The organism is Cellulosimicrobium cellulans, assembly GCF_007679345.1.
Classification (GTDB): Bacteria; Actinomycetota; Actinomycetes; order Actinomycetales; family Cellulomonadaceae; genus Cellulomonas; species Cellulomonas cellulans_A.
The window spans coordinates 1-19,809 of sequence record NZ_VEGH01000023.1 but is presented as its reverse complement, the minus strand read 5'-3'; the positions used below and the strand labels follow the sequence as shown (position 1 = coordinate 19,809).

General features: G+C 77.1%; 20 protein-coding genes. 19 read left to right on the top strand and 1 reads right to left on the bottom strand.

Annotation, left to right across the window (positions count from 1 at the left end):
* The first annotated feature begins 58 nt into the window (after window positions 1-58).
* From FS882_RS20170 to FS882_RS20080, 19 genes are all read left to right on the top strand, one after another.
* Window positions 59-712, top strand: coding sequence for a GNAT family N-acetyltransferase (locus FS882_RS20170; RefSeq protein WP_158375949.1), 654 nt, complete (start codon window positions 59-61; stop codon window positions 710-712).
* Window positions 709-1,809 (top strand): amino acid ABC transporter permease, encoded by a 1,101-nt coding sequence (locus FS882_RS20165; protein ID WP_158375947.1) that lies wholly within the window; start codon window positions 709-711, stop codon window positions 1,807-1,809. Before FS882_RS20170 ends, FS882_RS20165 begins: the two co-directional genes overlap by 4 nt.
* Window positions 1,806-2,663 carry an amino acid ABC transporter ATP-binding protein gene (locus FS882_RS20160; RefSeq protein WP_158375945.1) on the top strand — a complete coding sequence of 286 codons (858 nt, stop codon included), beginning with the start codon at window positions 1,806-1,808 and terminating at the stop codon, window positions 2,661-2,663. The genes FS882_RS20165 and FS882_RS20160 overlap by 4 nt, the downstream gene beginning before the upstream one ends.
* 61 nt (window positions 2,664-2,724) lie before the next feature.
* Window positions 2,725-3,732 carry an ABC transporter substrate-binding protein gene (locus FS882_RS20155; protein ID WP_158375943.1) on the top strand — a complete coding sequence of 336 codons (1,008 nt, stop codon included), beginning with the start codon at window positions 2,725-2,727 and terminating at the stop codon, window positions 3,730-3,732.
* Window positions 3,733-3,769: 37 nt separating this feature from the next.
* Window positions 3,770-5,026 (top strand): LLM class flavin-dependent oxidoreductase, encoded by a 1,257-nt coding sequence (locus FS882_RS20150; RefSeq protein WP_158375941.1) that lies wholly within the window; start codon window positions 3,770-3,772, stop codon window positions 5,024-5,026.
* An 11-nt stretch (window positions 5,027-5,037) separates the two neighbouring features.
* Window positions 5,038-5,490, top strand: coding sequence for a rhodanese-like domain-containing protein (locus FS882_RS20145; RefSeq protein WP_158375939.1), 453 nt, complete (start codon window positions 5,038-5,040; stop codon window positions 5,488-5,490).
* 133 nt (window positions 5,491-5,623) lie between these two features.
* The gene (locus FS882_RS20140; protein WP_158375937.1) at window positions 5,624-6,739 is read left to right on the top strand and encodes an LLM class flavin-dependent oxidoreductase; all 1,116 of its coding nucleotides are present in this window, start codon (window positions 5,624-5,626) and stop codon (window positions 6,737-6,739) included.
* Window positions 6,740-6,752: 13 nt separating this feature from the next.
* Window positions 6,753-7,883 carry an LLM class flavin-dependent oxidoreductase gene (locus FS882_RS20135; protein ID WP_158375935.1) on the top strand — a complete coding sequence of 377 codons (1,131 nt, stop codon included), beginning with the start codon at window positions 6,753-6,755 and terminating at the stop codon, window positions 7,881-7,883.
* 43 nt (window positions 7,884-7,926) lie between these two features.
* Window positions 7,927-9,558, top strand: coding sequence for an ABC transporter substrate-binding protein (locus tag FS882_RS20130; RefSeq protein WP_158375933.1), 1,632 nt, complete (start codon window positions 7,927-7,929; stop codon window positions 9,556-9,558).
* Window positions 9,540-10,517, top strand: a complete 978-nt coding sequence (locus tag FS882_RS20125; RefSeq protein ID WP_316043661.1) for an ABC transporter permease — start codon at window positions 9,540-9,542, stop codon at window positions 10,515-10,517. The genes FS882_RS20130 and FS882_RS20125 overlap by 19 nt, the downstream gene beginning before the upstream one ends.
* The gene (locus FS882_RS20120; protein WP_410053303.1) at window positions 10,514-11,452 is read left to right on the top strand and encodes an ABC transporter permease; all 939 of its coding nucleotides are present in this window, start codon (window positions 10,514-10,516) and stop codon (window positions 11,450-11,452) included. Before FS882_RS20125 ends, FS882_RS20120 begins: the two co-directional genes overlap by 4 nt.
* Complete coding sequence (locus tag FS882_RS20115; protein WP_262348439.1) at window positions 11,449-13,254, top strand: dipeptide ABC transporter ATP-binding protein; 1,806 nt, start codon at window positions 11,449-11,451, stop codon at window positions 13,252-13,254. Before FS882_RS20120 ends, FS882_RS20115 begins: the two co-directional genes overlap by 4 nt.
* Window positions 13,251-13,466, top strand: a complete 216-nt coding sequence (locus FS882_RS20110; protein WP_158375931.1) for a hypothetical protein — start codon at window positions 13,251-13,253, stop codon at window positions 13,464-13,466. The genes FS882_RS20115 and FS882_RS20110 overlap by 4 nt, the downstream gene beginning before the upstream one ends.
* A gap of 167 nt (window positions 13,467-13,633) precedes the next feature.
* The gene (locus FS882_RS20105; protein ID WP_158375929.1) at window positions 13,634-14,485 is read left to right on the top strand and encodes a DUF4397 domain-containing protein; all 852 of its coding nucleotides are present in this window, start codon (window positions 13,634-13,636) and stop codon (window positions 14,483-14,485) included.
* A gap of 124 nt (window positions 14,486-14,609) precedes the next feature.
* The gene (locus tag FS882_RS20100) at window positions 14,610-15,281 is read left to right on the top strand and encodes a class F sortase (RefSeq protein WP_187365404.1); all 672 of its coding nucleotides are present in this window, start codon (window positions 14,610-14,612) and stop codon (window positions 15,279-15,281) included.
* The gene (locus FS882_RS20095; protein WP_262348438.1) at window positions 15,278-15,922 is read left to right on the top strand and encodes an RNA polymerase sigma factor; all 645 of its coding nucleotides are present in this window, start codon (window positions 15,278-15,280) and stop codon (window positions 15,920-15,922) included. The genes FS882_RS20100 and FS882_RS20095 overlap by 4 nt, the downstream gene beginning before the upstream one ends.
* Entirely contained in the window at window positions 15,903-16,751 is an 849-nt protein-coding gene (locus FS882_RS20090) for an anti-sigma factor (RefSeq protein ID WP_158375925.1), read from the top strand. The genes FS882_RS20095 and FS882_RS20090 overlap by 20 nt, the downstream gene beginning before the upstream one ends.
* 32 nt (window positions 16,752-16,783) lie before the next feature.
* Complete coding sequence (locus FS882_RS20085) at window positions 16,784-17,437, top strand: maleylpyruvate isomerase family mycothiol-dependent enzyme (RefSeq protein WP_158375923.1); 654 nt, start codon at window positions 16,784-16,786, stop codon at window positions 17,435-17,437.
* Window positions 17,438-17,556: 119 nt separating this feature from the next.
* Complete coding sequence (locus FS882_RS20080; RefSeq protein ID WP_158375921.1) at window positions 17,557-19,254, top strand: FAD-dependent monooxygenase; 1,698 nt, start codon at window positions 17,557-17,559, stop codon at window positions 19,252-19,254.
* Here FS882_RS20080 and FS882_RS20075 read toward each other — a convergent pair.
* Window positions 19,169-19,528 (bottom strand): VOC family protein, encoded by a 360-nt coding sequence (locus FS882_RS20075; protein ID WP_158375919.1) that lies wholly within the window; start codon window positions 19,526-19,528, stop codon window positions 19,169-19,171. The genes FS882_RS20080 and FS882_RS20075 overlap by 86 nt on opposite strands.
* Between the last annotated feature and the right edge of the window lie 281 nt (window positions 19,529-19,809).

Sequence of the window (19,809 nt, the reverse complement as noted above, 5' to 3'; positions counted from 1 at the left end):
GGACGCGCGGCCGCCGCGGCCGCACCGCACCCCACCGACCGACCCCGAGGTGACCCCGATGACCACGACCCCGCTGCGGGTGGAACCGCTCGACCCGACCCGGCGCGACCCCGCTCCGCCCGACCCGGCGCCGACGCGTCCGGCCCCCCTCGACCCGGCGCGGCTCGCCGTGCGCGACGCCCGGCTGCACGACCCGCTCGTCGGGCCGCTGCTGGACGGCCTGGCGCACGAGTACAGCACCCGGTACACCGGCCTGCTCACGCCGGCCGAGCTCCGCGACGAGCTGGAGCACCACGGGGTCGAGGAGTTCGCCCCGCCGCACGGCGCCCTCGTGCTCGTGCTGGAGGACGGTGAGCCGGTGGCCGGCGGCGCGTTCCGCCGCCGGTGGGAGCCGGAGCACGGCGACGCCGTGCGGCTCGCCGACCCGGGCGCCCGGGACGCCGAGGGAGCGCCCGCGGTGCCGACGGCGGAGCTCAAGCGGATCTGGACCCACGGGGCGCACCGCCGCCGCGGGCTGGCCCGGGTCGTGCTCGCCGAGCTGGAGTCGCGCGCCGCCGCGGCCGGCTACCCCCGGGTCTACCTGACCACCGGGCCGAAGCAGCCGGAGGCGGTCGGCCTGTACCTCGCGGCCGGCTACACCCCGCTGTTCGAGCCCGCCGCCTACCCGGGCGACCTCGTCCCGCACGCGTTCGAGAAGTGGCTCGCCCGGTGAGCGCCGCCACCACGGCTCCCGCGGCCGCCGCGCCCGGGCCGGGCGCCGCGCCCGGCGCCCCCGACGTCGACCGCCCCGAGGTGCTCGCCGACCTGCCCGTGCTGCCCGCGCGGCACCCCGGCCGCTGGGTCGCCACCGCCGGCGTCGCCGTCCTGCTCGCGATGGTGCTCAGCTCGCTGCTCACCAACCCGCAGTGGGAGTGGGACGTCGTCGCGCAGTACCTGACCTGGCCGTCCGTGCTGGAGGGCGTGTGGGCCACCGTCCGGCTGACCGCCGTCGCCGCGGTGATCGGCTTCGGCCTCGGCACCGTGCTGGCCCTGATGCGGCTGTCCCGGTCCCCGCTGCTGCAGTCGGTGTCCTGGGCGTACTCCTGGGTGTTCCGGTCCGTGCCGCTGATCCTGCAGCTGCTGCTCTGGTACAACCTCGCCTACCTGTACCCGCAGCTGTCCCTCGGCATCCCGTTCGGGCCGGAGTGGCTGCAGTTCGACACGCTCGACGTCGTCGACAAGTTCGGCGCCGCGGTCCTGGGCCTCGGGCTGTCGCAGGCGGCGTACTCCGCCGAGATCGTCCGCGCCGGCATCCTCGGCGTGGACCAGGGGCAGCACGAGGCCGCGGCCGCGCTCGGCATCCCCCGGGGCCGGCAGCAGTGGCGGATCGTGCTCCCGCAGGCCATGCGCACCATCGTCCCGACGTCGGTGAACGAGATCATCGGCCTGCTCAAGGGCACGTCGGTCGTCTACGTGCTGGCGTACGGCGAGCTGTTCTACACGGTCGGCGTCATCTACGGCCGGAACCAGCGGGTGGTCCCGCTGCTGCTCGTCGCGGCGATCTGGTACCTGCTCACCACGACGGTGCTCACCGTCGCCCAGTACTACCTGGAGCGGTACTACGCCCGCGGCGCGCTCCGCACGCTGCCGCCGACCCCGCTGCAGCGGCTGCGCTGGACGCTCGCCGTCGCCGCGGCGCGCGTCGCCGGCCGCCCGCTGCCCGCGGACCTGCCGCCCACGTTCCTGGCCGGCGCCCGGCGCGGCCACCTCACCCGCACCGCACCCCGCACCGCCGCCCGCACGACCGAGCGCACCGGAGGCACCCGATGACCAGCGTGCTGCACGCCCCCGCCGCGGCGCCGGCCGCCGCGGCCACATCCGCCGCACCCCCGGCCCCAGCCGGCGGCCACCTCCGTGTGCAGGGCCTGTCCAAGTCGTACGGCACCCTCGAGGTGCTGCGCGGCGTCGACCTGGAGGTCCGCCCCGGCGAGGTGACCGTGATCCTCGGCCCGTCGGGCTCCGGCAAGTCGACCCTGCTCCGGCTGGTCAACCACCTGGAGCGCCCGGACCACGGGTTCGTCGCCCTGGACGGCGAGGTCATCGGCTACGCCCGGCGCCGCGCCGGCTGGGGCCCGCGCCGCCGCGAGGTGCTGCGCGAGCTCACCGAGCGCGACGTGCTCCGGCAGCGCACCCGGATCGGGTTCGTGTTCCAGAACTTCCACCTGTTCCCGCACCTGACCGCCCTGGAGAACGTCGTCGAGGCGCCCGTCTCGGCCCAGGGCCGCCCGCGGGCCGAGGTGGAGGCCGAGGCGCGCGCCCTGCTCGCCCGGGTCGGGCTGGCCGACAAGGCCGACGCCCGGCCGCGGCAGCTGTCCGGGGGCCAGCAGCAGCGCGTCGCCATCGCCCGCGCGCTCGCGGTGAAGCCCGCCCTGCTGCTGTTCGACGAGCCGACGTCCGCGCTCGACCCCGAGCTCGTGGGGGAGGTGCTCGGCGTGATCCGGGACCTCGCCCACGACGGCACCACGCTCGTGGTCGTCACCCACGAGGTCGCGTTCGCCCGCGACGTCGCCGACACCGTCGTGTTCATGGACGACGGCGTCGTGGTCGAGCGGGGACCCGCGGCCCAGGTGCTCGGCAGCCCCGCGCACCCGCGCACCCGCGCGTTCCTCGACAAGGTCCGCTGACCCGTCCCACCCGGCGCGCGCCCTCCGGCCGCGCCGCCCGCCCTCCCGAGAGGCCCTCCCCATGCGCACGACCCGCACCCGCCCGCCCGGCGCCCGCCGCCGCCCGCACGCCGCCCTGGCGCTCGTGCCCGTCCTCGCCCTGCTCGCCGCCTGCGGCGGGACGTCCGACGCGGCCGAGGCCGGCGGCGACCTCCAGGACGCCGCCGAGGCCGCCGGGCTCGCGGTGGACACCTCGCCGGACCAGGACCGCGTCCACACCGCCGAGAACCCGGACGCCATCGCCCTGCTGCCCCCCGAGCTCGCCGAGCAGGACACGTTCACCGTCGCGGTGAGCGCCTACGTGGCGCCGCTGGCGTTCCTCGCCGACGACGACGCCACCCCGATCGGCAACGAGACCGACATCGCCCAGCTCGTCGCCGACGCGCTCGGCAAGGACCTCGACCTCCAGGTGAAGGCCTGGGCCGACTGGCCGCTGGCGGTCCAGTCCGGCGACGTCGACGCCACGATCTCCAACGTCACCGTGACCGAGGAGCGCAAGGAGCTGTTCGACTTCTCGTCCTACCGGGACGACGAGCTCGGCTGGCTGGTCAAGGCCGGCAGCGACATCACCGCGATCGACGAGCCGGCCGACATCGCCGGCCTCACGGTCGCCGTCGGGTCGGGCACCAACCAGGAGAAGATCCTGCTCGCCTGGGACGAGGTGAACCAGGCCGCCGGCCTCGACCCGGTCCAGGTCGAGTACTTCGAGAACGACGGCGACACCATCCTCGCGCTCCAGTCCGGACGCATCGACGCCTCGTTCGGCCCGAACGCGACGGCCGCGTACAAGGCGAAGGTCTCGCCGCAGGACTTCACGGTCGTCGGCACGCTCAACGGCGGCTGGCCCGACACCGCGCAGATCGCCGTCACCACGCTCAAGGGCAGCGGCTGGGCCGACGCGGTCACCGCCGCGCTCCAGGGCGCGTTCGACGACGGCTCGTACACCGAGGTCCTGGAGCGCTGGGGCCTGGAGGCCGAGGCGATCGACGCGCCCGAGACGAACCCGCCGGGCCTGCCGAAGACGTCCTGAGCGCCGCCGGCCCGCCCGCACCCGAGGAGGAGGACCCATGCCCGAGAACCCCCGCGTCCCGCTGTCCGTGCTCGACCTCGCGGTCGTGCCCGCCGGCGGCACCGGCACCCAGGCCGTGCGGGCGGCCGTCGACCTGGCCGTCGACCTCGACCGGCTCGGCTACCGCCGGGTCTGGTACGCCGAGCACCACCTGTCGCCGGGCGTCGGCTCCGCGTCGCCCGCCGTGCTCGCCGCCGCCGTCGCGGCCCGCACGGAGCGGATCCGCGTCGGCTCGGGGGCGGTGCTGCTGAGCACCACCAGCCCGCTGGTCGCCGCGGAGCAGTTCGGCACCCTCGCCGCGCTGCACCCGGGGCGGGTCGACCTGGGCCTGGGGCGGGCGTTCACGCCGCCGGGCGGGACGAAGGACGCCGCGCCCGGGGACGCGTCCGCGGCCGCCCCGACTCCGCCCGCCCCGCGCCCCGCCCCGGCCCCGCCCGCCCCGCGACCCGCGCTCGGACCCCGGGTCGTCGACGGCCTGTACGTCCCCGGCGCCCCGCCGGTCGACGGCTCCGACTCCGTGCTGCGCGAGCGGCTGCTCGCCCAGAAGCGGGTGGTCGGCGCGTCGCGGACCCCGGCCGCGTTCCGCGACGAGCTCGGCCTGGTCCTCGGTCTGCGCGCCGGGGACTACGCCGAGGCCGACGGCACCCGGCACGTGGCGCCGCCGGTCGAGGGCGCCGACTTCGACCTCTGGGTGCTCGCCTCCTCGGCGGGGGAGAGCGCGCGGGTGGCGGGGGAGCTCGGGCTGCCGATCGCGGCGAACTTCCACGTCTCCCCGGCGACGACGCTCGACACGATCGCCGCCTACCGCGCGGCGTTCCGCCCGGGGGTGCTCGACCGGCCGTACGTGGTCGTCTCCGCCGACGTGCTGGTCGCGGAGACCACCGCCGAGGCCCGGGCGCTGGCCGCGCCGTTCGCCGACTGGGTGCTGTCCATCCGCCGCGGCGTCGCCGGGGCGATCGCCTACCCGCACCCCGACGACGCCGTGCCCTGGGAGGAGCGCGACGCCGACGAGCGCGCCCTCGTCGCCGACCGCGTCGACACCCGGGTCGTCGGCGCTCCCGCGGACGTCGTCGCCCGGCTGGAGACGCTGCAGCGCGTCACGGGCGCCGACGAGCTGCTGATCACCACCGCCACGCACGACCCGGCCGACGCCCGCCGGTCGTTCGCGCTGCTCGCCGAGGCGTGGGGCGTCGCGCCCGGCGCCGAGGCACCGCCCGCCGGCGCCGACCGCGCCGCCCTCACCCTCGTCCCCTGAAGGAGCCCGCCATGACCAGCACCGCCAGCACCGCCGGAACTCCCGCCACCGACGCAGCCGGCCCGGTCGACGCCGCCGCATCGGCGCCCGGCGTCCCCGGCGCCGCTGCCCCCGAGGCCGCGGCACCGGCCCTCCGCCCGCCCGTCGAGGCCGCCGCCGAGGTCGCCCGCGGCGCCCTGCTCGTCGACGTCCGCTCCGCCGGCGGCCGCGCCTCGCACGGCGAGATCCCCGGATCGACGCTGCTCGACCGCACCGACCTCGACGCCCTGTTCGGCCCGGCGCACGCCCCGGTGATCTCGATCGACACCCCGGTGGTCGTCGTCTGCGGTTCGGAGAACGGCTCCCGGCCCGTCGCGGAGGCCCTCGCGGCCCGCGGCTACACCGTCTCCCACGTCGACGGCGGCTTCCCGGCCTGGCGCGAGGCCGGCCTCCCGGCCGAGCCCCCGACCGACACCCCCGCCTGACCCGCCCGCCCCGCCCCTCCCACCCCGCACCCGCGCCGAGATAGGACCCTCCGCCCGAGATAGGACCCCCCACGGCCCTATCTCGGCGCGCAGGCCCTATCTCGGCGGGAAGAGCACGAAGGAGCACCCCGCCATGCCCGTCGAGTTCCTCGGCATCGCCACCACCAACGACGCGTCCGAGACGCGTGCCGCCACGACCCGCCCGTTCGACGCCGGCTACCTGGAGCGGATCGTCCGGGCGCACGAGGACAACGGCTGGACCCGCGTCCTGTTCGCCTACGGGTCGTCCGGGCCGGAGCCGGCGGCGCTCGCGGCCTACGTCGCGTCCCGGCTCGACTCCATCGAGCTGCTGCTCGCGCACCGGCCGAACGTCTCGTACCCGACCTACGCCGCCAAGACGTTCGCCACGCTGGACCAGCTGTCCGGCGGCCGGCTCTCGGTGCACTTCATCACCGGCGGCAACGACCACGAGCAGGGCCGCGAGGGCGACACCCTGACCAAGGACGAGCGGTACGCCCGCACCCAGGAGTACATCCAGATCGTCAAGCGGGCGTGGACCGCCACCGAGCCGTTCGACCACCACGGCCGGTTCTACGACTTCGCCGACTTCCACCTGGACACCAAGCCGGTCGACGGCCACGTGCCGACGATCTCGTTCGGCGGCTCCTCGGACGCCGCGTTCAAGGTCGGCGCGGCGGAGGCGGACATCTACGCCGTCTGGGGCGAGCCGCTGGACCGCACCCAGGAGCAGATCGACCGGGTGCACGCCGAGGCCGCCGCCGCGGGCCGCGCCACCCCGCCGCGGATCCACGCCGCGTTCCGGCCGATCATCGCGCCGACCGAGGAGCTGGCCTGGGAGAAGGCGCACCGCGTCCTCGACGCGATCGAGGCCCGCAAGGCCGCGCTCGGCGGCGTGCTGAGCGCGCGGCACCCCATCGACGCCCCGCAGAACGCCGGCTCGCAGCGGCTGCTGGAGATCGCGGCGCAGGGCGACCGGTTCGACTCCGTGCTGTGGACCGCGACCGCGAAGGCCACCGGCGGCGCGGGCAACTCCAACGCGCTGGTCGGCACGCCCGAGCAGGTCGCGGAGGCGCTGCTCGCGTACTACGACCGGGGCGTCCGGGTCATCTCGGCCCGTGGCTACGACCTGCTGGACGACGCGGTCGACTTCGGCCGGTACGTCATCCCGCTGGTCCGCGAGGGCGTCGCCGCGCGCGACCGCGAGGCCGCCGCGTCCGCCGCGGCCTGAGCGGGGGCCGGCCGTGCGCTTCCAGCTGCTCGACATCGTCTTCAACCCGCCGCACCCGGTCACGGGCGAGGCGGTGCCCCCGGCCGACCGGCTCGCCCGCACCGTCCGGCACGCCGTCCTGGCCGAGGAGCTCGGCTTCGACTCGTTCGCCGTGGGGGAGCGGCACGCCGGCGACGTGCTGTCGTCGGCCCCCACGGTGATCCTCGGCGCGATCGCCGCGTCGACCCGCCGGATCCTGCTGTCGACGGGCGTCACCGTGCTGTCGCTGCTCGACCCGGTGCGGGTGGCCGAGGACCTGGCGACCGTCGACCAGTTGTCCCGCGGCCGGCTGGAGATCGTCATCGGCAAGGGCAACGAGGTGCTGCAGTACCCGCTGCTCGGCCTCGACCTCGACAAGCAGTACGAGTACCTCGAGGAGAACTACGAACTGCTCCGCCTCCTGCTCTCGGAGGAGGACGTGACCTGGGAGGGCCGGCACCGGCACCGCCTGGAGCACGCGACCACGCTGCCGCGGCCGTACGCCGGGCCGTTCCGGATCTGGCACGGCTCGGCGACCTCCCGGTTCGCCGTCGAGCTCGCGGCGCGCTGGGGCGACCCGATCGTCACCGCGAACGCCCTGCAGCCGCGGGAGAACTACGCCGTGCTGCTCGACCACTACCGCGAGCAGTACGCCGCGCACGGCCACGACCCGGCCCGCGCGTACGTCGGCTCCGGCTCCGGCGGGCTGTTCCTCGCGGACACCACCGAGGCCGCCGTCGCGCAGTACCGGCCGCTGTACCAGGGCCAGGTCGACGCCGCGGCCCGCCGGGGCTACGGCGCCGACGCCGTGGGGAAGGCGCCGTCCTTCCGCACGCTGGAGGAGGCCGTCGAGCGCGGCCCGGCCCTGGTCGGCTCCCCGGAGCGGGTGGCCGAGAAGATCCTCGACTACCACGCGACCTACGGGCACGTCCTGCAGTCCGTCTCCGTGAACCACCTGCTCGACCCGGCGGAGCAGGAGGACGTCCTGCGCCGGTTCGCCGAGCAGGTCGCGCCGCTGGTCCGGGCCGAGGTGCGCACCGACCTGTGGAGCGCCGCCGACCCCCGCCGCGCCGCCGGCTTCACCGCGGTCGACCACGCGGCTCCGGCCGTCCCCGTCGCCGGCTGACCCGCCACCCCCGACCACCATCCCACCCCATCCAGGAGCACCGATGACCACGCCCACCCGACGCCGGGGCGCCCGCCCCGCCGCCGCGGCCACGCTCGCCACCACCACCCTGCTGCTCGCCGCCTGCTCCTCCGGCGGGTCCGGCGGCGGGTCCGGCGACGCCTCGACCGGCGCCGGCGCCGAGCCCGTCTCCGGCGGCGACCTCCGGTTCGCGATCACGGTCGACTCCCGGTGCATCGACCCGCAGCAGGTCGGCAACAACGACGCCATCGCCGTCGCCCGGCAGACCGTCGCGTCGCTGACCGCGCAGGACCCGGACACCGGCGAGATCGTCCCCTGGCTCGCCGAGAGCTGGGAGGTCAGCGACGACGCGTCGAGCTACACGTTCCACCTGCGCGAGGGCGCCACCTACGCGGACGGCACCCCGATCGACGCGGAGTCGGTCAAGACGAACTTCGACGCGATCGTCGCGCTCGGCGCCACGGCGTCGCTGGGCTCGCAGTACCTGGTCGGCTACGAGGGCACGACGGTCGCCGACCCGCAGACGCTCACCGTCGACTTCGCCCAGCCGAGCGCCCAGTTCCTCCAGGCCACGTCGACGTTCTCGCTCGGCCTGCTGTCGCCCGCCTCGGCGGGCCTCACACCCGAGGAGCGCTGCGCCGGCGACTACGTGGGGTCCGGCCCGTTCCAGGTCGACTCGTACACGCAGGACCAGGAGATCGTGCTGTCGAAGGTCGACGGGTACGACTGGTCGTCCGAGGCCGACGAGCACACCGGCGGGGCCTACCTCGACACCGTGACGTTCCAGGTCATCCCGGAGTCGTCGGTGCGCGCCGGCAGCCTGGCCTCGGGCCAGATCGACGCGACCGCGGCGATCGCGGCCGTCGACCAGCCGCAGTTCGACGGCAACGGGTTCTGGCTGCAGCAGCGCGCCAACCCCGGTGTGGCCTACCAGCTGTTCCCGAAGGAGTCGAGCCCGCTCGCGTCCGACGAGGCCGTGCGGGTCGCCATCTCGAAGGGCATCGACCGGCAGCAGATCGTCGACACCGTGCTCACCGAGCGCGACCAGGCGGCGACCGGCGTGCTCTCGCACTCCACCCCGCTGGCCGCGGACCTGGGCGACCTGCTCGCCTACGACCCCGACGGCGCCGAGGAGCTGCTGGACGACGCGGGCTGGGTGGTCGGCGACGACGGCATCCGGGAGAAGGACGGCCAGAGGCTGTCCACCACCGTCACGTTCTGGCAGGACCCGGCGCCGCTGGAGCTCGTGCAGCAGCAGCTGCGCCAGATCGGCGTGGACCTGCAGCTGCGACACGTCGAGATCGCCGAGTCGACCGCTATCAAGGAGAGCGGCGACTTCGACTTCGACTACTACAACCTCACCCGGTCGGACCCGGACGTGCTGCGGCTGATCTTCTCGGCGAACGCGCGCAACATCAACGACCGCCCGGCCGAGGAGGTCGACGACCTGCTCGACCGGTCCGCCGCCGCCACCGACCCCGACGAGCGCGGGCAGCTGATCGAGGAGGCCTCCCGGCTGCTGGTCGAGCACGGCCACGCCATCCCGGTGTACGAGCTGTCCACCACGATCGCCGCCGCCGACCGCGTGCACGGGCTCGCGTTCGAGGGCTCCAGCCGGCTCGACTTCTACGGCGCGTGGGTGGACCCGTCCTGATGGCCCGGTACGTCGCGCGCCGCGCCGCCCAGGGGCTGTTCGTGCTCTGGGCCGCGTTCACCATCGCGTTCTTCGTGCTCTACCTGCTCCCGAGCGACCCGGCGGCGCTGGCCGCCGGGTCGGGCGGGGAGGTGGCGTCGGTCGACCCGGCCCTGCTGGACGACCTGCGCGCCCGGTACGGGCTCGACCGGCCGGTGCTGGTCCAGTACGCCGACGCCCTGTGGGGCGCGGTCCGGCTCGACTTCGGGCCGTCGTACCAGTCGGGCGCGCCGGCCGGTTCGCTGGTGGCGCAGGCGCTGCCGCAGACCCTGCTGCTCACGGGCGTCGCCCTGACGCTCGCGGTGCTCGGCGGCACGGCGCTCGCGGTGGCCGGCGTGCTGCCGCGCAGCCGGTGGCTGCGCCAGGTGCTGTCGGCTCTGCCGCCGGTCGGGGTCGCGCTGCCGACGTTCGTCATCGGGCTCGTCCTGCTGCAGTGGCTGTCGTTCCGCGCCGGCCTGCTGCCCGCGATCGGCAACGCCGGCTGGCAGAGCCTGGTGCTGCCCGCCGTGACCCTCGCGATCCCTCCGGGAGCCCAGCTCGCGCAGGTGCTGTCCCGCAGCCTGCGGGGCACGCTCGGCGAGCCGTACGTCGAGACCGCCCGCGCCAAGGGCGCCGGCCGGCTCCGGGTGCAGCTCGGGCACGCGCTGCGCAACGCGGCGATCCCGGCGTTCACGATGCTCGGCGTCCTGGTCGGCGGGCTGCTCGGCGGGGCCGTCGTCACCGAGACCGTGTTCTCCCGGGTCGGGCTCGGGCGGCTCACCGTGCAGTCCGTCAACACCCAGGACGTGCCGGTGGTGCTCGCGGTCGTCGTGCTGTCGGCGCTGGTGTTCGTCGTCACGACGCTCGTCGTCGACCTGCTCTACCCGCTGCTGGACCCGCGCATCGAGCGGGCCCCGACCCGGAAGGCGGTGGCCGCGTGACCGTCACGACCACCACCCGCGCGCCGGAGGAGATCGAGGTCGCCGACCGCCAGGACGCCCGGTCGATCCTGCGGCACGGGCGGGCGCGGGGCGCCGGGTCCGCGGGTCCGTGGGCCGCGCGGGCGGGGCGGTACCTGCTCCGGCGCCCGGGGCTCGTGGTGGCGGGGCTGGTGCTGCTGCTCGTCGCCGCGTGGGCCGCCGCGCCGGCGGTGTTCGCGTCCGGCGACGCGATCACCGGCGTCCCGGCCGACCGGCTGCTGGCGCCGTCCGCCGAGCACCTGTTCGGCACCGACCACCTGGGCCGCGACGTGTGGACGCGAGTCGTGCACGGCGCCTCGCTGTCCCTGCGGACCACGGCGCTCGCGGTCGTCGTCGGCCTGGTGGTCGGCTCGGCCCTCGGGCTGCTCGCCGGGTTCCTGCGCGGCTGGGTGGACGACGTCGTGGGCCGGGCGGTCGACGTGCTGCTCGCGGTGCCGAGCATCCTGCTGTCGCTCGCGATCATCACCGCCCTCGGCACCGGGCCGACCAAGATCGCCGTGGCCGTCGGCGTCGGCGCCGTGGCGACGTTCGCCCGGGTGATGCGCGCCGAGGTGCTGCGCACGTCGACCTCGGTCTACGTCGAGGCCGCGCGCGCGTCGGGCGCCCGCTGGTGGTCGGTGCTGGGCCGGCACGTGCTGCCCAACTCCGCCGGGCCGGTCCTCGCGCTCGTCGCGCTGGAGTTCGGCGGCGCGGTGCTGGCGGTGTCTGCGCTGAGCTTCCTCGGCTACGGCACGCCGCCGCCCACCCCCGAGTGGGGGTCGCTGATCTCCGGCGGCCGCGACTACCTCGCCGCCGCCTGGTGGCTGACCACCCTGCCCGGGCTCGTGATCGTGGCGGTCGTGCTGTCCGCCAACCGGGTCGCGCGGGCGCTCGAGACGACGGGAGAGGACCAGTGACGCAGCTGCAGGAGGACCGGGCCGCCGCCCCGGCCGGGGCCGACGCGACGCCGGTGCTCGAGGTCGAGGGCCTCGCGGTCGGCTACCGCACCCGGGACGGCCAGGTGTACCGGGCCGTGCGCGGGGTGGACCTGCGGGTCCGCCCCGGCGAGGTGGTCGCGCTCGTCGGCGAGTCGGGATCCGGCAAGAGCAGCACCGCGCACGCGGCGCTGCACCTGCTGGCCCGCGGCGGCGCGGTCACGGGCGGGCGGATCCGGCTCGGCGGGCGCGACGTGTCCGACCTGACCGAGCGCGAGTGGCGGGCGGTCCGCGGCCGCGAGGTGGGGCTGGTCCCGCAGGACCCGACCGTGTCGCTCAACCCCGTGCAGCGCGTCGGCGACCAGGTGGCCGAGGTGCTGGTCATCCACGGGCTCGCCCGGCGCCGGGAGGCGCGCCGCCGCGCGGTCGCCCTGCTGGAGCAGGCCGCGGTCCCCGACCCCGCGGCGCGCGCCCGGCAGTACCCGCACCAGCTGTCCGGCGGTCTCCGGCAGCGGGTGCTCATCGCCGTGGCGATCGCGGCGGGGCCCCGGCTGGTCGTCGCCGACGAGCCCACCAGCGCCCTCGACGTCACCGTCCAGCGGCGGATCCTCGACCACCTGGAGACCCTGGTCCGCGACCGCGGGACGGCGCTGCTGCTCATCACGCACGACCTCGGGGTCGCGGCGGACCGGGCCGACCGGATCGTCGTGCTGGAGAACGGGGCGGTGGTCGAGGAGGGCACCGCCGACCAGGTGCTCGGGGACCCGCGGCACCCGTACACGCGGCAGCTGATCGCGGCGGCGCCGAGCCTCGCGGACGGGCGGCTGGTGGCGGCGTCGCCGGGTGCGGCGGGCGGGGCGGTGGTGCCCTCCGGGCCGACGGCGGCCACGACCGGGGCCGCCGCGACGCCGGCCGCCGAGGCGGCGCCGGTGCTGGAGCTGGTCGACGTCCGCAAGGAGTTCCCGCGCCCTCGCGGCGCCGCGGGCGCGCGCTCGCTGGTCGCCGTCGACGGCGTGAGCCTGCGCGTCGACCGCGGGACCACCTACGCCCTGGTCGGGGAGTCGGGTTCGGGCAAGAGCACCACCGCCCGCCTCGCGCTGCACCTGGAGCAGCCCACCGCGGGCCGGGTGCGGTTCCGGGCCGAGGACGTCACCGGCGCGCGCGGCGAGACCCTGCGCCGGCTGCGCCGCGGGTTCCAGGTCGTCTACCAGAGCCCGTACGCGTCGCTCGACCCGCGGTTCACGGTCGCCGAGGTGATCGCGGAGCCGCTGCGCGCCTACGGCGTCGGCACCCGGGCCGAGCGCGCCGACCGGGTGCGCGAGCTGCTCGCCGACGTCGCCCTGCCCGCCGACGCGGCCCGGCGCAGCCCGCGCGAGCTGTCGGGCGGGCAGCGGCAGCGGGTCGCGATCGCCCGCGCGCTCGCCCTGCGCCCGGACCTGGTGGTCCTCGACGAGCCGGTGTCGGCGCTCGACGTGTCCGTGCAGGCGCAGATCCTCGACCTGCTGGTCCGGCTCCAGGCCGAGCACGGCCTGACCTACCTGTTCATCTCGCACGACCTGGCGGTGGTCCGGCGGGTCGCCGACCACGTCGGGGTGCTGCACGACGGGCGCCTCGTGGAGCAGGGCACCGCCGAGCAGATCCTGCTCGACCCGCGGCAGGAGTACACCCGCGAGCTCGTCGCGGCGATCCCGGGGCGCCGCGTGCGGCCGGGAGCGCCCGCCGCCTCCGCCGGCCGCCCGACCGCGGCCCGCGCAGCCCGCCCCGCACCCGACGAGGCCCGATGACCGCCCTGCCCGACGCCGACCGCCTGGCCGGCGAGACCACCGAGCTGCTGCAGGCGCTGATCCGGGACGCGTGCGTGAACGAGGGCACCGTCGCCTCGGGGCACGGCACCTGGCGGGGGCTGTTCCACGGCCACGACGAGCGCGTGGACGTGGCGGGCCTCGCGCCGACCACGGCCGCGCTGCACGACGTGGTGACCGGCTTCCTGCGGTAGCGCCGGGACGCCGCGGGCGCGACGCCGGGCCCCCCGACGGCGAACCGGGACGGATCGTCCGAGCTTTCTGCGCGCCCGCTGCATCCGCGCCGGGCGCGCGCGCCGTAGAGGGGGTGTCAGCCGCCCACGCCCCCCGCCGACGGGGGGCACGGAACGAGGAGCACCCCATGCGTCATCGTCCGTCCGTCACCCTCGCCGCCGCCGGCATCGGCTCGGCGCTGCTGGTGGCCGCCGCCGCGCTGCCCGCCTCCGCCGCCACCGGCGGGACGGCGTCGCTCGCCGTCCTGCACGGCGTCCCCGACCTGACCGTCGACGTCTGGGTCGACGGCACCCGCACCCTCGACGACTTCACGCCCGGCACGCTCGCCGGGCCGCTGGACGTGCCCGCGGGCGCGCACACCCTGGCGATCACCGCCGCCGACGCCGCCGACGACAGCCAGCCGGCGATCGGCCCGGTCGACGTCACCCTGGAGGCGGGCGCCAGCTACACCGCGGTCGCGCACCTCACCGCCACCGGCGACCCGACCGCCACGCTGTTCACCAACGACACCTCCGCGGTGCCGGCGGGCCAGGGGCGCCTCACCGTCCGGCACGTCGCCGCCGCGCCGGCGGTCGACGTCCTCGCGGGCGGCAGCCCGGTCGTGACGAACCTGTCGAACCCGGACGAGCAGTCGCTCACGGTGCCCGCCGGGACCGTCTCCGCGGCGGTCGCCGCCACCGGCACCACCACCCCGGTGCTCGGCCCCACCGACCTCACGATCGCGGAGGGAGCCGACACGATCGTGTACGCCTGGGGCTCGCTCGAGGCGGGCAACCTGGCGCTCGCGGTGCAGACCATCAGCGGGCTGCACTCGGCCCCGGGCGGCGTGCCGTCCGGGGAGCTCGGCACCGCCGCCGAGGGCGGGTCCGGGCCCGCTGCGCCGTGGGTCGCGGCCGCGACGCTGCTGGCGCTGGTCGCGGTCGCCGGCGCCGTGCGGCCCGCGCGCCGGGCCCGCGCGGCGGTCCGCGACCGCCGCTGAGACGGCCGGGGCGCGGGTGCGTCGTCCCCGCCGCCCGCGCCCCGGTCCAGCCCGCGCGTCCCGACCCGGAGGCACCGTGCCACCCACCGACCCCGACCCCCGACCACGCCGCAGCCCCCGCGGCGTGGTCGGGACCCTCCTCGCCGTCGTCGTGCTCGGGCTCGCGGCGGCGGGGCTGGCGGGGGCGTTCGCGGGCTCGGAGCGGCAGCGCGCGGTCGAGGTGGTGACGTCCCCGGCGACGCCGTCGGCCACGGCCGCGCCGTCGCCGACCACCCCGCCCGCGACCGCCCCCACCGTGCCCGTCGCCCCCGCCACGCCGCCGCCGGCCGCGGCCCCCTCGCCGACCGCGCCGGTGCGGGTCGTGATCCCGGGCCGCGACGTGGACGTCCCCGTCGACCCGGTCGGCGTCGCCCCGGACGGGCAGATGGAGATCCCGCCGCTCGCCGAGCGCGGCGGCTGGTACCGGTTCGGCGCCGACCCCGGCGAGCCCGCCGGCACCACCGTCGTGGCCGCGCACGTCGACTCGATCGCGTCCGGCGGGACCGGGCCGTTCGTGCACCTGGTCGACGTCCGGCCCGGGGACGCCGTCGAGGTCACCCTCGCGGACGGCAGCACCCGCACGTACGCCGTCGACGCCGTGACCCGGTTCCCGAAGGACCAGGCGCGGTGGCCGGACGTGTTCACCCGGGACGGCCCGCCGCGGCTCGCGCTCGTGACGTGCGGCGGCGCCTTCGACCGGGACACGCGGCACTACGTCGACAACGTCCTGGTCACGGCCACCCCGGTCGGCGCATGATGGCCTCCGCGACCCCCGCACCCCGCGGCGGGACCCGGCCCGCGAGGAGGCGCGCCCTGTCCAGCCCCGTCGCGCACCTGCGCCCGCCGCCCGAGTGGGACGACGACGCCCTGGCGCGCGCCTTCGAGGCGGGGGACGAGCTCGCGCTCGCCGAGGCGTACCGGCGGTGGTCGGCCTTCGTGCACACCGTGGCCCTGCGGGCGCTGGGGTCCGGGGCGGACGCCGAGGACGTCACCCAGCAGGTGTTCGTCGCCGCCTGGCGGGGACGCTCCGGGTACCGCGCCGACCGGGGGCCGCTGCGCGCCTGGCTCACCGGCATCACCCGGAACGCCGTCGCCGACGCGCTCGGCCGCCGCACCCGGGACGCCCGGGACCTGCGGGCGGTCGCCGCCCGCGCCGTCCGCGAGCCGGAGCCGGAGGCCGCCCGGGTGGCCGACCACGTCGTCGTCGTCGACGAGCTGCACCGGCTCGGGGAGCCGCAGCGCACGATCCTCGCCCTCGCGTTCTACGACGACCTCACGCACGACCAGATCGCCCGGCGGCTCGACCTGCCGCTCGGCACGGTGAAGAGCCACATCCGTCGTAGCCTGCAACGGCTGCGCGACCGGTTGGAGGTGGACGGTGCCGCACCTCGACCCTGACGCCGTCGCCCTGGCCGCGCTGGGCGAGCCGCTCGACGCGGCCCCCCGCGCGCACCTCGCGTCGTGCGCCGAGTGCGCCCGCGAGGTCGCGGCGCTCGCGGCCACGGCGGCCGTCGCCCGCGCCGGCGACGCCGGCGACCTGGTCCCGCCGCCCGCCGCCGTGTGGGGGCGGGTGCGGGACGAGCTCGGGCTCGCCGACGACGTCGTGCCGGACGGCACGCGGCCGGACGACCTCGGGGTGGACGAGGGTCCGGGGGACGCCCTCCCGGGCGCCCTCGGGGCCGGCCGGCGTCCGGAGGACCGCGCCGAGGGGCACGACCGGTCGGCCGGCGGCGCGACCGGTCCGCGTTCGGCGCCCGGCTCCGACCTCGTCCCCCAGTCCCCGCGCCGGCGCCGACGGGGGGCGTGGCTCGCCGCCGCGGCGGCCGGCCTGGTCGTCGGCGGCGTCGCGGGCGGCCTGGCCGTCTCCGCCGCGCTGCGCCCGGACTCCGAGACGGTCGTCGCCGAGGTCCGGCTCGAGGCCCTGCCCGGCTGGTCCGCGTCGGGCGACGCGCAGGTCGAGGAGGACGCCGAGGGCCGCCGGACCCTCGTGGTCCGCGTGACCGACGCCGACGCCGACGGCTTCCGCGAGGTGTGGTTGCTCGACGCCGGCGCGACGCGGCTCGTCTCGCTCGGCCTCCTCGACGGCGACGAGGGCCGGTTCGCGCTCCCGGCGGACCTGGACCTCGCCGAGTTCCCCGTCGTCGACGTGTCCGCCGAGCCGTTCGACGGCGATCCGGCCCACTCGGGTGACAGCATCGTGCGGGGCGAGCTCGCCCTCCCTGCCTGACCGGCGGGGCCCACCGAGGACGCGGAGCACGCATGGCCCCCTGGGCACCCGAGCGGTACTGGTCGGCCATCCGGGAGGAACGGGCCCGGTTCGCCGCGGAGCTCGCGGCCCTGCCCCCCGAGGCGTGGTCGGCGTCGACGCTGTGCGGCGACTGGTCCGTCGAGGACGTCGTCGCGCACCTGACCGCGGGGGCGAGCACCGGGCGGTGGGCGTGGCTGCGGAGCATCGCCGGCGCACGGTTCGACGCCGACCGGCACAACGCCAGGCGGCTCGCGGAGCACCGCGGCCCGGCGTCCGTCGACACGCTGGCTGGCTTCCGGTCCGTCGTCGACTCCCGGGTCGCACCCACGGGCGACCTGTGGGCGTGGCTCGGCGAGGTGGTCGTGCACGGCACCGACGTCCGCGAGCCCCTCGGGCTGCCGGGAGCCCCGGACCCGGAGGCCGTCGAGGCGGTCGCGGCGGGCTACGCACGGCGGGACTTCGCCGTGGCGTCCCGGACCGTCGCGACGGGCGTGCGGCTGGTCGCGGACGACAGCGGGTTCCGCGCCGGCGACGGCCCGGAGGTCACCGGCACCACGCTCGACCTGGTCATGGCGATGGCGGGCCGGCCGTCCGCGGTCGCGCGGCTCGCCGGCGAGGGCGCGCCGGTGCTGGCGGCCACCGTGGCCCGCCGGCGGCGGGCGTGAGCGTGCGGCGCGGGCCGGCCCGGGTCATCCGCGGCGGGTGAGGCCGCGGCCCGCCGCGCGTGGCCACGGTGGGCGCGGGCCGGGCCGCGCACCGCGGTCGGCAGCCGGACGGGGGTGCGATGAGCGGCAGCGGGGGAGCGTCGTCCACCGTCCTCGTCGTCGGCGCGGGACCGGTGGGCCTGACCGCCGCCTGCGAGCTCGCGCGGCAGGGCGCCCGGGTCCGGCTGGTCGACGCGCTGCCGGAGCCCACCCCGCAGTCGCGCGCCGTGATCGTGCACGCCCGCACGCAGGAGCACCTGGCCGCGATGGGCGTGCTGGACGAGCTGGCGGCCCGGGCGGTCGAGATCACGGCCGTCGAGGTCCGGTCCGGCGCCGCGGGCACGCTGCGCCTGCGCGCGTCCACCCGCGGCATCGACTCCCGGTACCCGCGCGCGCTCGACACCCCGCAGCCGGTGACCGAGGCGGTGCTCGCGGGGCTGGCGGCGCGACGAGGTGTCGTCGTCGAGCGCGGGGTGCGGCTGACCGACCTCTCCCAGGACGCCGACGGCGTCGACGTGACGCTCGAGTCCGCTGCCGGTCCCGAGCGGGTGCGGGTCGGCTGGGTGGTCGGCGCCGACGGCGGCCACAGCCGGGTCCGTGCCGCGGTGGGCGAGCGGATCGAGGGCGTCTTCCACGGCGAGCACTTCCTGTTCGCCGACGTCGCCGCGGCGACCACGCTCCCGCCGGACACCATCCGACTGTTCGCCGGGGCGGACGGGGTGTCCGGGGCGTTCCCGATGCCCGACGGGCGGACGCGGTTCCTGATCCAGGTCCCCGCCCCGGGTCCGTCCGGCGACCCGACGGTGGCCGAGGTCCAGCGGCTCGTCGACGAGCGGATGGGCGAGCACTGGCGCCTGAGCGACCCCCGGTGGCTCGTCGGGTTCGAGGTGCACCACGGCCAGGTCGAGCGGTACCGCCACGGCCGCGTCCTGCTCGCGGGCGACGCGGCGCACGTGCACAGCCCCGCCGGCGGCCAGGGCATGAACACCGGGATGCAGGACGCGGTCAACCTCGCGTGGAAGCTCGCGCTCGTCAGCACGGGGCGGGCCGGGGACGAGCTGCTCGACAGCTACCACGCGGAGCGGCACCCGGTCGGCGCCGCGGTCGTCCGGCAGACCACGCGCCTCACGCACGCCGTCGCCACGCAGGGGCCGCGGGCCCACCTGCGCGACGTCGGGCTGCTGCTGCTCGGCCACGTCCCGGCGGTCGGCGAGGCGGTCGCGTCGAGCATGGCCGAGGTGCGGCTGCGGTACCGGGGGAGCCCGGCCGTCAGCGGGGGCGACGGCGTGCGCGGCGCGAGCCCGGGCGACCACGCGCCGGACCCGGAGGGGCTCTCGACGGCGGACGGCGGCCCGGCCCGCGTCGGCGACCTGCTGCGCCGGCCCGGGCACCTGGTGCTGACCACGTGCCTGTCCCGGACGTCGCACGAGCGCCTGCGTCGCGTCCTGGGCGGCCTCGGCACGGTGGTCCCGGTGCGGCCGGGGCCCGACGGAACAGCCGACGGCCCGGTCCTGGTCGACCCGGGCGGCGTCGTCGCCGACCGCTACGGGATCGGGCACGACGGGGCCGCCGTGATCCGGCCCGACGGGTACCTCGGCTACCTGTCCGCCCGCACGGACCCGGCCGGCGTCGCCCGGCACCTCGCGGAGCGCGAGCACCTGCTCGGCGTCGGGGGCGGCTGCGCGCCCGACCTCACCAGCAGAGGCAGAACGGGTGCCCCGACGGGTCCGCGTACACCTGGAACCCCTCGGGCGCGTCCGGGTCGTCGGCCGGCTTGAGCAGCTCGGCGCCCAGCCCGGTGACGTGCGCGTGCGCCTCCGCCAGGTCCTCGACGTAGAGGTCCAGGTGGATCTGCTGCTGCTCGCCGTCCGGCCAGTCCGGCCGCACGTGGTTCGGGGCCAGCTGGAAGCCCATCCGCGGCTCGCCGTCGACGTAGAGCATGTGCCAGTCGTCGTCGGGCTCCACCGTCCCGCCGAGGACGCCCGCCCAGAACGCGCTCTCCGTCGCGAGGTCGGCCGTGTCGAACACCGTCACCTGATGCCTGATCCGCATGCCCCGATGCTGGCACCGGCCACCGACATGCGCGAGGTCGGAGCGGGGGGGCGGGCCGAGCCCGGCCCGCGAGGTGCGCGCCGCTGTCCGAGGCCGGTCGCAGACGGCGGAGCCGTGCCGGCTCAGAACGGGGGTGCTGCGTCGAGCGGGTCGCTGGTGGCGTCGTGGCTCTGGCCGGTGCCGGGTCGGGTGAGGTAGCGGTGTCCGGTGGGGGTGATCCACTCGAACAGCCCGGGTGCGATCTGGCGCAGCCGGAAGCCGCCGTCGGTCTTGAGGCGGTG

Excerpts from the sequence above, each read along its gene's own strand:
- FS882_RS20170 (WP_158375949.1), top strand. The coding sequence starts at position 59 with ATGACCACGACCCCGCTGCGGGTGGAACCGCTCGACCCGACCCGGCGC.
- FS882_RS20160 (WP_158375945.1), top strand. The coding sequence starts at position 1,806 with ATGACCAGCGTGCTGCACGCCCCCGCCGCGGCGCCGGCCGCCGCGGCC.
- FS882_RS20155 (WP_158375943.1), top strand. The coding sequence starts at position 2,725 with ATGCGCACGACCCGCACCCGCCCGCCCGGCGCCCGCCGCCGCCCGCAC.
- FS882_RS20150 (WP_158375941.1), top strand. The coding sequence starts at position 3,770 with ATGCCCGAGAACCCCCGCGTCCCGCTGTCCGTGCTCGACCTCGCGGTC.
- FS882_RS20145 (WP_158375939.1), top strand. The coding sequence starts at position 5,038 with ATGACCAGCACCGCCAGCACCGCCGGAACTCCCGCCACCGACGCAGCC.
- FS882_RS20140 (WP_158375937.1), top strand. The coding sequence starts at position 5,624 with ATGCCCGTCGAGTTCCTCGGCATCGCCACCACCAACGACGCGTCCGAG.
- FS882_RS20130 (WP_158375933.1), top strand. The coding sequence starts at position 7,927 with ATGACCACGCCCACCCGACGCCGGGGCGCCCGCCCCGCCGCCGCGGCC.
- FS882_RS20110 (WP_158375931.1), top strand. The coding sequence starts at position 13,251 with ATGACCGCCCTGCCCGACGCCGACCGCCTGGCCGGCGAGACCACCGAG.
- FS882_RS20105 (WP_158375929.1), top strand. The coding sequence starts at position 13,634 with ATGCGTCATCGTCCGTCCGTCACCCTCGCCGCCGCCGGCATCGGCTCG.
- FS882_RS20095 (WP_262348438.1), top strand. The coding sequence starts at position 15,278 with ATGATGGCCTCCGCGACCCCCGCACCCCGCGGCGGGACCCGGCCCGCG.
- FS882_RS20085 (WP_158375923.1), top strand. The coding sequence starts at position 16,784 with ATGGCCCCCTGGGCACCCGAGCGGTACTGGTCGGCCATCCGGGAGGAA.
- FS882_RS20080 (WP_158375921.1), top strand. The coding sequence starts at position 17,557 with ATGAGCGGCAGCGGGGGAGCGTCGTCCACCGTCCTCGTCGTCGGCGCG.
- FS882_RS20075 (WP_158375919.1), bottom strand. The coding sequence starts at position 19,528 with ATGCGGATCAGGCATCAGGTGACGGTGTTCGACACGGCCGACCTCGCG.